This window comes from Asticcacaulis sp. AC460 (genome assembly GCF_000495795.1).
Taxonomy (GTDB): domain Bacteria; phylum Pseudomonadota; class Alphaproteobacteria; order Caulobacterales; family Caulobacteraceae; genus Asticcacaulis.
The window spans coordinates 130,420-143,028 of sequence record NZ_AWGD01000002.1; the positions used below are offsets into that span (position 1 = coordinate 130,420).

A 12,609-nucleotide genomic window follows, 5' to 3' on the forward strand; every position below is an offset into this window, starting at 1 on the left:
TGCGTCTACCGGTGCAGCCAGGCGCGCAGGACGGTGATCATCTGCTCGGAGTCGACGGGCTTGGACAGGTAGTCCCAGGCGCCGGCCTCGATGCATTTTTCACGGTCGCCCTTCATCGCCTTGGCGGTGACCGCCACGATCGGCAGGTTCTTCAGGCGCGACACCTTGCGGATTTCCTGGATGGTTTCCATCCCGTCCATCTCCGGCATCATGATGTCCATCAGCACGATATCGACATCCGGGTCCTCCATCAGGATGTTGATGGCGTCGCGGCCGTTGTCGGCGGACAGGATGTTCATATTATGCTCTTCCAGCACGCTGGTTAGGGCGAAGATGTTGCGGGCGTCGTCGTCGACGATCAGCACCTTCTTGTCGACCAGCAGCTTATTGGTCTGGTGCAGGTCCGACAGCGTGGCCTGCAGCGTGTCGGGCAGGCTGTCGACCTTGCGGTGCAGGTGCAGGGTGACGACATCCAGCAGCCGGTCGGGCGAATGGACGATGCTGACCGGGAAGACCTGGCCCAGGCGCCGGATGGCGTTGTCGTCGATCTCGGCGTCGCCGAACAGGATGACCGGGACACGGCCGGTAATGGCGTCACCGCCCTCGGCCTGGCGGATCAGGTCGTCAATAACCTCCGGGGCGGAGGACGACAGGATGATGGCGTCCATCTCGTGCTTGCGCAGCTTTTTCACCGCCGTGTCGCCGCTGGCGGCCGTCACCACGTCGATGCCGTCGAATTCCAGCGGCGAGGTGATGCGTTCGCGCCGGCCGGCATCGGGTTCGACCACCAGGATACGGCGGTTGCGGCGGCTGAGATAGGTGTTCAAGCGCGTCATCAACTGGTCCAGCACGTCGTGGGTCTGGATCGGCTTGGTGACGAAGCTGAGCGCCCCCGAGGTCAGCGCCCGGTCGCGTGATTCATCGGTTGAGATGATGCAGATCGGGATGTGGCGGGTGGCCATGTCATTCTTCAGCCGCTCCATCACGCGCCAGCCCTGCATGTCGGGCAGGTGGATGTCGAGCAGGATGCAGTCAGGCTTATGGTCGTGGGTCAGGGCCAGGGCGCCGGCGCCGAGCGAGGTGACCAGACCCTTGAAACCCTTTTCGCGCGCCACTTCCAGCAGGGTGCGGGCAAAGCCAAGATCGTTTTCGACGATCAGCACCACCGTATCGCCGGGCTGGATGAAGGCGCGGTCGTCGCCGACCTCATTCATCAGTTCCTTCGGCTCCGGATGGGGCAGGTCATGCGCCAGTTCGACTTCGGGCAGGGTCAGGCGTGTCAGGGCCGGCAGTTCGGTACGCGACGACAGGGCCTCAACCAGGGACTTGCCACGACGCTGGGCGTAGGTGGCCGGCAGGTACAGGGTGAAGGTCGAGCCGCGGCCCGGCACCGAATGCAGGCGGATTTCACCGCCCAGCAGGCGGGCCAGTTCGCGCGAGATGGCCAGGCCCAGACCGGTGCCGCCGTATTTGCGCGAGGTCGAGCCGTCGGCCTGCTGGAAGGCTTCGAAGATAATCATCTGCTTGTCGGCGGCGATGCCGATGCCGGTGTCGGTGACCGAGAATGCCAGCACTTCGGGGGCGCGGTTCAGGTCCTCATTGTCCGACGACCAGCCGGATTCGACCGGTTCGACGCTGAGGGTCACGCGGCCCTGGTGGGTGAACTTGAAGGCGTTGGACAGCAGGTTCTTGATGATCTGCTGCAGGCGCTTGGAGTCGGTGAACATCGAGCGCGGCAGGCGCGGATCGAAGCTGGCCTGGAAGTCGATATTCTTGGATTCGGCCATGTGGTTGAAGGTGCGCTTGACGTAGCCGTTGAGGTCGTCGAGGCGCAGTTCGCCCGATTCCACCACCACCGTGCCGGACTCGATCTTGGACAGGTCGAGGATGTCGTTGATCAGCATCAGCAGGTCGGTGCCGGACGAGTGGATGGTCTTGGCCGAATCCGTCTGTTTCGGCGTCAGGTTGCCTTCCGGGTTCTTGGTCAACTGGTCGGACAGGATCAGCAGCGAATTCAGCGGCGTACGCAGTTCGTGCGACATGTTGGCGAGGAATTCCGACTTGTACTTCGACGTCAGGGCCAGCTGTTTCGCCTTGTCTTCCAGTTCCTGGCGGGCCTGTTCGACTTCCTGGTTCTTGCGTTCCACCTCGTGGTTCTGCTGGGCCAGCAGGCGGGCCTTTTCCTGCAGCGCTTCGTTGGTTTCCTGCAGTTCCTCCTGGCGGGTCTGGAGCTGTTGCGCCAGGGACTGCGACTGGGTCAGCAGGTCTTCGGTCCGCATATTGGCTTCGATGGTGTTGAGCACGATGCCGATGGATTCGGTGAGCTGGTCCAGAAGGCCTTGGTGGGACGGGTTGAAGCCTTCGAACGACGCCAGTTCCAGCACGCCCTTGGCCTCGCCTTCGAAGATCAGCGGCAGAACCATGACCGAGCGCGGCGGCGCCGAGCCCAGGCCGGACGAAATCTCCAGCATGTAGTCTTCGGGCAGGTGGTTGAGCAGAATCTTGCGCTTTTCGACGGCGCACTGGCCGACCACGCCTTCGCCGATATCGATCTGCTTGCCGATATCGCCGGTGCCGCGCGACGCAAAGCTGGCCAGCAGGGTCAGTTTCGCCGCCTCGCTGCGTTGATCCAGGACGTAGAATTCCGCCTGTTGCGCGTTGACCACCGGACACAGTTCCGACAGCACCATCCGGCCGACCGCGGTCAGGTCGCGCTGGCCCTGCAGCATGCGCGAGAACTTGGCCAGGTTGGTCTTCAGCCAGTCCTGTTCGGTGTTCTTCTGCGTCGTGTCGCGCAGGTTACGGATCATCTCGTTGATATTGTCCTTCAACACCGCCACTTCGCCCTGGGCGTCGACGGTGATGGAGCGGGTCAGGTCGCCCTTGGTCACGGCCGTGGCCACGTCGGCGATGGCGCGCACCTGGGTCGTCAGGTTGGCGGCGAGCTGGTTGACGTTCTCGGTCAGGCCCTTCCAGGTTCCAGAGGCGCCCGGCACCTTGGCCTGGCCGCCCAACTGGCCTTCGACGCCGACTTCGCGAGCCACGGTGGTCACCTGATCGGCGAAGGTAGCGAGCGTGTCGATCATGGAGTTGATGGTGTCGGCCAGTTCGGCGATTTCGCCCTTGGCTTCCACGGTCAGTTTCCGCTTCAGTTCACCGTTGGCCACCGAGGTCACGACCTTGGCGATGCCGCGCACCTGTGAGGTCAGGTTGTCGGCCATCATGTTCACGGAATCGGTCAAGTCTTTCCAGGTGCCGGAGACGCCTTCCACGCGCGCCTGGCCGCCCAGCTTGCCTTCGGTGCCGACCTCCTTGGCCACCCGGGTCACTTCCGAAGCGAAGGACCGGAGCTGGTCCACCATGGTGTTGACGGTGTTTTTGAGCTCGAGAATTTCGCCCTTCACGTCGACGGTGATTTTCTTGGAAAGGTCACCGGCGGCCACCGCCTTGGTGACGTCGGCGATGTTACGCACCTGGCCGGTCAGGTTGCCGGCCATGGAGTTCACGGAATCGGTCAGGTCCTTCCAGGTACCGGCCACGCCCTGCACGTCGGCCTGGCCGCCCAGCTTGCCTTCAGTGCCCACTTCGCGCGCCACCCGCGTCACTTCCGACGCAAACGACGACAGCTGGTCCACCATGGTGTTGATGGTGTCTTTCAGTTCAAGGATTTCGCCCTTCACGTCGACGGTAATCTTGCGCTTCAGCTCGCCATTGGCGATGGCTGTCGTCACGTCGGCGATGTTGCGCACCTGAGACGTCAGGTTCGACGCCATCGAGTTCACCGAGTCCGTCAAGTCCTTCCACGTGCCGGACACGCCTTCCACCTTGGCCTGGCCGCCCAGCTTGCCTTCGGTGCCGACTTCACGCGCCACCCGCGTCACTTCCGACGCGAAGGCGTTGAGCTGGTCCACCATGGCGTTGATGGTGTCTTTGAGTTCGAGGATTTCGCCCTTCACGTCGACGGTGATCTTCTTGGACAGGTCGCCGTTGGCCACGGCCTTGGTCACGTCCGCGATATTCCGCACCTGGCCCGTCAGGTTACCGGCCATCATGTTCACGGAATCGGTCAGGTCCTTCCAGGTACCGGCCACGCCCTTGACCTCGGCCTGGCCGCCCAACTTGCCTTCGGTACCCACTTCGCGCGCCACCCGCGTCACTTCCGACGCGAAGGACGACAGCTGGTCCACCATGGTGTTGACGGTGTTCTTCAGTTCGAGGATTTCACCCTTCACGTCGACGGTGATCTTTTTCGACAGGTCACCAGCGGCCACGGCCTTGGTCACGTCGGCGATATTCCGCACCTGACCCGTCAGGTTGCCGGCCATGGAATTCACGGAATCGGTCAGGTCCTTCCAGGTCCCGGCCACGCCCTTCACATCGGCCTGGCCGCCCAGCTTGCCTTCGGTACCGACTTCGCGCGCCACCCGCGTAACTTCGGCGGCGAACGAGTTGAGCTGGTCCACCATGGCGTTGACCGTGTCTTTCAGCTCCAGAATTTCACCCTTCACGTCGACGGTGATCTTCTTGGACAGGTCGCCATTGGCCACGGCGGTGGTCACGTCGGCGATATTCCGCACCTGGCCGGTCAGGTTGCCTGCCATCATGTTCACGGAATCGGTCAGGTCCTTCCAGGTGCCGGCGACGCCGCGCACCTCGGCCTGGCCACCCAGCTTGCCTTCGGTGCCGACTTCGCGCGCCACCCGGGTCACTTCGGCGGCGAACGAGTTGAGCTGGTCCACCATGGCGTTGACGGTGTCTTTCAGCTCCAGGATTTCGCCCTTCACGTCCACGGTAATCTTGCGCGACAGGTCGCCATTGGCCACGGCCGTGGTGACCTGCGCGATATTCCGCACCTGGGATGTCAGGTTCCCCGCCATGGAATTCACAGAATCCGTCAGGTCCTTCCAGGTACCCGACACGCCCTCGACCTGGGCCTGGCCGCCCAGCTTGCCTTCGGTGCCGACTTCGCGCGCCACCCGCGTCACTTCCGACGCGAAGGAGCGAAGCTGATCCACCATGGTGTTGATGGTGTCTTTCAGTTCGAGGATTTCGCCCTTCACGTCGACGGTGATCTTCTTGGACAGGTCGCCATTGGCCACGGCGGTGGTCACTTCGGCGATGTTCCGCACCTGAGACGTCAGGTTACCGGCCATCATGTTCACCGAGTCGGTCAGGTCCTTCCAGGTACCGGCCACGCCGCGCACCTCGGCCTGGCCGCCCAGCTTGCCTTCGGTACCGACTTCGCGCGCCACCCGGGTCACTTCGGCGGCGAAGGAACCGAGCTGGTCCACCATGGTGTTGATGGTCTTGGCAGTGCGCAGGAATTCACCCTGCAGCGGCCGGTCGTCGATCTGCAAGGCCATGGTCTTGCTGAGGTCGCCCTCGGCCACGGCGCCGATGACACGGGCGGTTTCGGTAGTGGGGTGGACCAGGTCGTCGATCAGTTCGTTGACCGACTCGACCGATCCGCGCCAGAAGCCGGAGACATTGCCGAGGTCAAGGCGTTGCGACAGCTTGCCTTCCTTGCCGACGGTGCGCGACAGGCGCCCGAGTTCGGCGGCCATGCGCTCGTTCATCTCGACGACTTCGTTGAAGGCGTCGGCGACCTTTCCCGCCACCCCGGTCCATTCGACGGGAAGCCGGACATCAGCCTGGCCTTTGCGCAGGGCGGTGAGGGCGTGCAGGAGGGCGGCCATCTCGCCTCCCTCGGTTACCGGTTCGTCGACCACATCGAGGACAGCATCTAAAGGCGCCATGATTTCCCCATCCTTGAAAAGGAATGCACTTATTGGAGGGAATACAGGCGCAATACGGCCTATAGGCCCCCAACAGAAAGAGTTATGAGTCGGCGGATAAGCAGGCGATGGCGAGTTAGCGTTGGCTTATAAGAATTTCATAAATTCGGAGACCGGCCAGCGCGGTTTTTGTCGATAATAGCATAGACAATGGCACCGAAAGCCACCGCCTGAAGCAGGAAGAACAACGGTTCCTGCTCGGTGGAATAGGGGATGACGCCCAGCATCACGCGGCGGACGGCTTCGATGAAGAAGGCCGCCGCGAAGAACAGAAAGAAGCGGTCGCGGGTAGTTTTCCAGAAGCGGATGAAGATCAGGCTGATGATGAAGCTGCCCATGGCCAGGGCGCCGAGCAGGAGGAGCTTGGTCATTCTTCAGTGTCCCAAATCAGGCCGATGATGAAAATAATCATGAAAATCAGATTGATACCATATCGCCAGATGGCCAGGTCGATTTGCGGCCCCAGAAAGACCTTGTCGACCACCAAGATGGCGTTGCTGAGGGTCACGCCGGCGAAGAACAATCCACCCCACAACAGCAGGCGGTAGCGCGTCCGCCGCCACGCGGTCAGCAGCAGGACGGCGCAGACCAGCGCCAGCAAGGTACACAGCCCGTAGATGAGACCGGCCATCTAGTCCTTCCTTATTCTGAAAGCGTTGGCGAATTCCTGAACCCGCGACTTGGGCCGCGAATGGATCAGGTTGGTGATGGGGATCAGGTACTGGCGGTAAAGATCCGCGGTCAGGGTCACAACCTGGTCCAGTTCAGGCGTTGCCGGCGCATAGCGGAAGATGTGGCCGTCCGTCACGGCGACCAGACCGCGCGAGACCAGGCGGGTCATGAGCCCGGCGGCGTTTTCCGGGGTGATATAGAGATGACGGGCGATCGCCGCCGCATCCAGATCCTTGCCGGCGTTGAGGCGCAGGCACAGCAGGCCTTCCCACTGCGCGATCGAGTCGATGTGGTGCAGCAGGAACTGTTTGGCCTGATCGGGGATGTCGCCGTCGGTCATGCGGGCTTTATGGAAGGGATGCGCCGTTGCGACAAATAAAAATATAATAAGTTTTAGGGTGTTGTCAGGGTTGGGGCTTTCAGGATGCCGGACGGCAGGGGTTTCAGGTTACCCATGCCCTGAGGCTGGAAACGGTCGCCGTACCTGGCTTTGAGGGCAGCGTAGTCGGTCGGCGGGCGGCTGGACAACAGGTTAACGGCGGTGTTGGCGACCCGGATTTCGAGGCGGTTGGTGCCGGGTTTGAGGTAGTCCTTCAGGTTGATCGTGAAGGGGGCCGTCCAGACCGCGCCGGCGCGGACACCGTTGACATAGACTTCCGCCGCGTCGCGGACGGGGGCGGAAAAATCCGCCCGCATGCCTGCCGCCTGTTTGACGGGCGGCAGTGCTTCGCCTTCGCCGAAATCAAGGACGGTCAGGCCGGCTTTCAAGTCGGCTTCGGACACTTCCAGTTTCGCCGAATAGATAGCCACGCCGGAGAAATGTTCGTCGGGCCACGACGGGAATGTATTGATAGGTAAAGAGTTTATCTGCCAACCGGTCAGGTCGCGGCGCTGAGGCTTGGGTTTGGTGATGGCCGAAAGCGCGTCGGCGCCGAAGACGAAGACCTGCGATTCATAGGGCGCCAGGGTAACGGGTGTGCCATCCCAGGCTTGCGCAGTGCCGAGACGGGCATCCCACACCTGGGCTGGGCCCTGGCCGTCGCGGAAAACCAGCGGCAGGGTGACGGCGGCGTTGGTGGTGTTGGCGACGAAGTAGGCGTCACCTTGCGGAAGTTTCCGATGGACGAAGCCGATGCCCGGTTGCAGACCTGAGAGGTCTGGAGTCGTTTGGTTTATAAGGGTTTGGCCGAGGGTGGCTTCGGTCGTGACGGACAGCTTGGCGCTGATGGCGCGGACGGTGGCGGAATCGGGATTGAGCAGGCCCGGCGCCGTCTCCGGAAGGCGGTCGACAGCGATAACGATACCGCCGGCTTGCCTGTAGGCTTCGATACGGCGGTAGGTTTCTGGCTCAATACGAGTGACCCTGGGAAGGATCAAGACCTTGTAGTTTATGCCTTTTGCGGCGATCGACCCGCCGTCGACATAGTCGAAGTTGAAGCCGGCATCGAGGATCTGGGCCGTCAGTTCGGGGATGATGTAAGCGTCCATCTGGGCGTTGACGGTGGCCTTGCCCGGCGTGATGCCAGCGAAGGCGTCCTCGGTCGGGATGTAGATGGCCACGTCGGCGACGGGATCGCCCTGGCGCAGCAGCCAGCTCATGCGCTGGAGGTACAGGTTGACGTCCGGCATGACCGTCCACCACGGGTTATGGTCGTTGAACACGGCGGCGGCGTAGAAGGCCCAGCCGGGTTCTTCCGCCGAGGGCGGGGAATAGGGCCAGCCGTGGGCGATGAACTGGTTAACCCCTTGAAGCATAAGGGCATCCGCTTCGGCCTTGATGTCCAGGGGTGTCGCCTGGAAGGCGCCGGCATGGAGCCAGGTCCAGCTCTCGGCGGAGGTTACTGGGTTACCGTAGAGGTGGTTGGCGGAACTGGCCCAGCGGGTACTGGTGAATTGCCGCCAGTGGGCGCCCTCGCCTTCCGCCAGGTCGACCAGGCGGTTCGACGACAGGGTCACCGGCGGAAAACCGTAGGTTTGCGAGCGGAATTTGGTGTTGTGCTTTTCCGCCCACACCCGCAGCGGGGTCAGGTAGCGCTCTTCGGTCAGTTCCGAGAGGGTCAGGCCCCAGTCATGACGCACCGCCGCCGAAGTTCGCGTTTCCGCGAAGAGTTCGAGCAAATGGGGCTTCAAATCATAACCTCTGCGATTCCGGAATTCCGGAAGCACATCGCCGGTCCAGTCGGCATTGTAGACTTCCAGGCTGTCGCTGAAGATGGCATGGGGCGGGTGGTCGCCGAAGGCGGTCAGCAGCGGTTCGCCGACCTTCGTCAGATGGGTCTGGACGGCGGCCGCGTTCATGTGGTCGAGGACGTGACCTTCGGCGCCGACGGCCGGGCGTTTGACCTGCTGACCGGTCGGGCTCTGGAGGACGACGAACAGTCTGGCATCGGTCGGCGGGGTTTCGTCGAGCAGGGCGGCGGTGGCCATGTCCGGACCGGCGAAGACGGCAATGATGCGCTCGCCCGGCGCCAGGGCCGGCAGGGCCGAACCCGGATCAAGGTTGAGGAGGCGCAGGCGCGACGAAGCCAGGTCGGCGGTGATGTGCGGCCCGCCGAACGGCCAGCCCGAACCCAGGGTCAGGTCGACCCGCATCCCTTCGGCGCGGCCGGTGTCGTTGGCCAGGCGCAGGCTGCTGAGAAAGTCATCGGACAGGTAGGTCGTGTTGCCGTCGAGTTCGAGCGGGTAGACCGGCTGGATCTCGAAGCCGCCGAAACCGCCGGCCTTCATGGCCTTGATCTCGCGGACCAGTTCGGCGTCCTCGACCTTCGGGCCGAACCACCACCACCGCACCATCGGCCGCGTTTCGGCCGGCGGGTGGACAAAGTCTTCAAACGTATCCGCGGCAGCGGGTCCGGCCATAAGGGTCGCGAGCATGGCGATAAGCGCTTTCATCTCAGGCCTCGTGGGTGAAGGCTTCGACATTCTGCGTCGTCACCGGGTCTTCGAGAAGGGTTTGTACCTGGATGTCCCGCAGCGAGACGTTTTTGACCGGCATTTCGGCTTCGGCGGTGATGCGGCACAGGAATTTGGCTTCGTCGACGCGGACATGTCTGACGTGCAGGCCTTCGATCGGGGTCAGTTTGCGGACATAGGTCGGGGTCAGGGTGCGCCATTGGTACAGGACGTCGGTTTCGACGCAGAGGACGCCGCCGGCGATTTTGGTGGCGCTGACATTGGACAGGTGGATGTTTTTGACATAGCCGCCACGGCGTTCGTTGGTCTTGACGAAGAGGATGTTGTTGACCGGCACGGCCCAGCCGTCGGCACCCTTGCCGTCGCCGGTGAAGTGGCAGTTGTCGACGAAGACGTTCTCGATGCCGGCCGACAGTTCGCTGCCGATGGCCATGAGCTGGTGCCCGTTCAGGACGCGGCAGTCGCGCATGACGATGTTGCGGGCCGGCGTGTTGAGCCGCCAGGCATCCATATCCCGGCCCGACTTGACCGAGACGGCATCGTCGCCCTGGTCGAAGGTGCAGTCCTCGATCAGGACGTTCTGGCTCATTTCGGGGTCGACGCCGTCATTGTTGTGGCCATGGGCGCGGACCTTGACCCGGCGGATGACCACGTCGCGGCAGAGGAAGGGGTGCAGCACCCAGAAGGGGCTGTCTTCGATGGTGATGTCTTCGACCAGGACGTTGCGGCAGCGGTTGAACTGGACGAAGTGCGGCCGCAGGTGGTTGTCGCCGACGGCCATGTTGCGGTCGGCGACGGGGACGTTTTTGAAGGCCATGTGGTAGAGGGCGACCAGGGCGTCCATGTGCGGCTTGGGCCGTTTGTACCATTCCTTCCAAACGTCGAGTTTGGCCTGGAGGCGGCCTTCGCCGGTGAGGGCGATGTGGGTGCAATCGTAGGCATAGACCAGGGGCGAGTAGTTGAAGCACTCTATGCCTTCCCATGAGGTCTGGACCGCCGGCAGGTAGTCCTCGGGCTTTTCGGAGAACAGCAGGGTCGCGCCCCTGGCCAGGTGGAGGTTGACATGGCTTTTGAGGTGGACCGGACCGGTCGGCCAGATCCCGCCCGGGACGATGACCGTGCCGCAGCCGGATGTATGGGCGGCGTGGATGGCGGCGGCCAGGGCGGCGGAGGTTTTGGTTTGGTCGCTTTGGTCGGCGCCGAAGTCGGTGATCAGGAAGGGCCGGGCGTGGGCAAAGTCCGGCACGGTGATCGACGGCATGTCGAACGGGGCCGCAGCGCGGACCGTGCGGGTCTTGAGGAGGGTGGCGCAGGCGGCGAGCCAGGGTGTCGCCAGGACGGCACCAAGTACGGTCCGACGGGGTAGAAGCAAAGACATGGCGCACCTTGAGCTAGGTTGGAACTTACTTCGCCTCCCCTATTTATGGGGGAGCGGGGCGGCCCGTGCCGTGGCACCGAGTGTAACGAGGTGACGGAAGGGCCATTCCACTGACGGTAACACCCCGCCCACCGCTTCGCGGTCCCCCCTCCCCGCAAGCAGGGAGGGCAAAGTCACTTGAGCTTCCGCGTAGCTTAGCTTCATTTTTGATCAATATCGAGCAATATTTGTCAAAACTTTGCGACTTGACTTTGAGCGGGGGCGGATGCGTTTCTGGAGTCAATGATAAGGAGGTCACCATGAAAGCCGCGATCCTGATGAGTCTGATGTTGATCGCCCCTGTTGCCGCTTCGGCGGCGGAAGCGCCGTGGGAGCCGATCTTCGACGGCAAGACGCTGGACGGGTGGACGCCGAACCTGGTCGGGCAAAAGGTCGGTGACGACCCGCTGAAGACCTATGTGGTTGAGGACGGGAACTTGCGGGTATCCTATGCCCATTACGACAACCGGTTCGCCGGGCAGTACGGCCATATCTTCTGGAAGGAGCCGCTGAAGGCCTTTCGGCTGCGCTTCGAGTACCGCATCTATGGTGACCCGTTGCCGGACATCAAGGTGTGGGAGGTCAGCAATTCCGGCGTGATGTTCCACGCCCAGACGCCGCAGACCATGCGGCGCGACCAGGGCTTTCCGGTCAGCCTGGAGTTCCAGATCCTGGGCGTGCCGCGGCCGCAACAGGAGCCGAGCGGCAATCTGTGCACGCCCGGCACGACGATTGTGATCGACGGCAAGCGCGACCTGCGCCACTGTATTTTGTCGTCATCGCCGCTGCTGCCGGTGGGGCAATGGGAGCGGGGCGAGATCGAGGTGCTGTCCAATGGTGAGATCACGCACTTTATCAATGGCGAGGCGGTGCTGCGGTATTCGGCGCCGGAGTTGGACCCGGCGGACAAGGATGCAGCGGTGCTGATCGCCGCGGCCGGCGGCGCGGTGAAGCTGGAGCAGGGCTATATTGCGCTGCAGGCCGAAGGCCAGCCGATCGAATTCCGCAAGATCGAGGTCCAGAGGTTGGATTGATCGGATTGTCCCTACTCGCACCGGCAACTGTCAAGTTTTCCTTGACAGTTGCCCATTTACGAGTTGCCCCCCTAATGTCTCTGCCCGCTTTTTTGTCCTTTTGAACTATTGAGCGTAACTCAACAGTTGCGTCGTTTTGACGACATTTGGTTTTGGGGATTCGTATGGCGTCACCGAAACAAACTTGAACAAACTTGGAGACGCCCTGATGGTTGCACTCTCTATAACTCCCGTTTATGGTGAATTTCAAAGGCGGGGCGGGGCGGTATCATTCCGCAATCAGACAATTTATCAGACCGGTTTGCCTTCACCCGGTGAGTGTCTTAACGAATAATTATATTGTCTCTTGGGTCGCCACATTATGAAGCCATTAGATGCGCTGAAGCGTTTTTTCCGCCCTACGGACGCAACTATTGCATTGCCGGGAAGCCCCTTCATCGTCATTGACCGCCAACAAGCCGTTAAGAATCTGGGTTTGGAAGAGCGGGCGAAAAGCAATGGCGCATCTAATTATCCGCCTGCTGATGCGGAAAGCTTTGACGATGTTGAAGCCGAGGTAGTTGCCGAAATGGCTGAGCATACCAACCGCGCACAAATGGACGCATTGGCAAGCCATCGCGTGTACGCAGAACGACTAGCAGAACTATCTTTACTTCGTGAATTGTCCACCATCACGGGGGCGAGTGAACAGGCTTTGGGGGATTTTCAAGCCACAATAATTGATCGCAAGGGCAGACTTTCGCTAGCAAAGGATGAGATTAGCGAATCCTATGGCGAA

8 protein-coding genes are annotated in these 12,609 nt (G+C 62.1%); 2 read left to right on the plus strand and 6 right to left on the minus strand.

What is annotated here, in order from left to right; genetic code table 11:
• Positions 1-5: 5 nt before the first annotated feature.
• From ABAC460_RS26600 to ABAC460_RS26625, 6 genes are all read right to left on the minus strand, one after another.
• Positions 6-5,756, minus strand: a complete 5,751-nt coding sequence (locus tag ABAC460_RS26600; RefSeq protein WP_023451609.1) for a HAMP domain-containing protein — start codon at positions 5,754-5,756, stop codon at positions 6-8.
• 137 nt (positions 5,757-5,893) lie between these two features.
• Positions 5,894-6,166, minus strand: coding sequence for a DUF5985 family protein (locus ABAC460_RS26605; protein WP_023451610.1), 273 nt, complete (start codon positions 6,164-6,166; stop codon positions 5,894-5,896).
• Positions 6,163-6,426 carry a DUF5985 family protein gene (locus ABAC460_RS26610; RefSeq protein WP_023451611.1) on the minus strand — a complete coding sequence of 88 codons (264 nt, stop codon included), beginning with the start codon at positions 6,424-6,426 and terminating at the stop codon, positions 6,163-6,165. Before ABAC460_RS26610 ends, ABAC460_RS26605 begins: the two co-directional genes overlap by 4 nt.
• The gene (locus ABAC460_RS26615) at positions 6,427-6,807 is read right to left on the minus strand and encodes a MarR family transcriptional regulator (protein ID WP_023451612.1); all 381 of its coding nucleotides are present in this window, start codon (positions 6,805-6,807) and stop codon (positions 6,427-6,429) included.
• Positions 6,808-6,860: 53 nt separating this feature from the next.
• Complete coding sequence (locus ABAC460_RS26620; protein ID WP_023451613.1) at positions 6,861-9,359, minus strand: glycosyl hydrolase; 2,499 nt, start codon at positions 9,357-9,359, stop codon at positions 6,861-6,863.
• A gap of 1 nt (position 9,360) precedes the next feature.
• Entirely contained in the window at positions 9,361-10,758 is a 1,398-nt protein-coding gene (locus tag ABAC460_RS26625) for a glycoside hydrolase family 28 protein (RefSeq protein WP_031236265.1), read from the minus strand.
• Between the two features lie 299 nt (positions 10,759-11,057).
• On the opposite strand from ABAC460_RS26625, the gene ABAC460_RS26630 reads away from it, so the two are divergent.
• Complete coding sequence (locus tag ABAC460_RS26630; protein ID WP_023451615.1) at positions 11,058-11,831, plus strand: 3-keto-disaccharide hydrolase; 774 nt, start codon at positions 11,058-11,060, stop codon at positions 11,829-11,831.
• A gap of 361 nt (positions 11,832-12,192) precedes the next feature.
• The coding region (locus ABAC460_RS49485; RefSeq protein WP_155914539.1) for a hypothetical protein at positions 12,193-12,609 on the plus strand (417 nt) is incomplete at its 3' end.

Coding starts and splice junctions, on each gene's coding strand:
- ABAC460_RS26610 (WP_023451611.1), bottom strand. CDS start 6,426: ATGGCCGGTCTCATCTACGGGCTGTGTACCTTGCTGGCGCTGGTCTGC.
- ABAC460_RS26600 (WP_023451609.1), bottom strand. CDS start 5,756: ATGGCGCCTTTAGATGCTGTCCTCGATGTGGTCGACGAACCGGTAACC.
- ABAC460_RS26615 (WP_023451612.1), bottom strand. CDS start 6,807: ATGACCGACGGCGACATCCCCGATCAGGCCAAACAGTTCCTGCTGCAC.
- ABAC460_RS26630 (WP_023451615.1), top strand. CDS start 11,058: ATGAAAGCCGCGATCCTGATGAGTCTGATGTTGATCGCCCCTGTTGCC.
- ABAC460_RS26620 (WP_023451613.1), bottom strand. CDS start 9,359: ATGAAAGCGCTTATCGCCATGCTCGCGACCCTTATGGCCGGACCCGCT.
- ABAC460_RS26625 (WP_031236265.1), bottom strand. CDS start 10,758: ATGTCTTTGCTTCTACCCCGTCGGACCGTACTTGGTGCCGTCCTGGCG.
- ABAC460_RS26605 (WP_023451610.1), bottom strand. CDS start 6,166: ATGACCAAGCTCCTCCTGCTCGGCGCCCTGGCCATGGGCAGCTTCATC.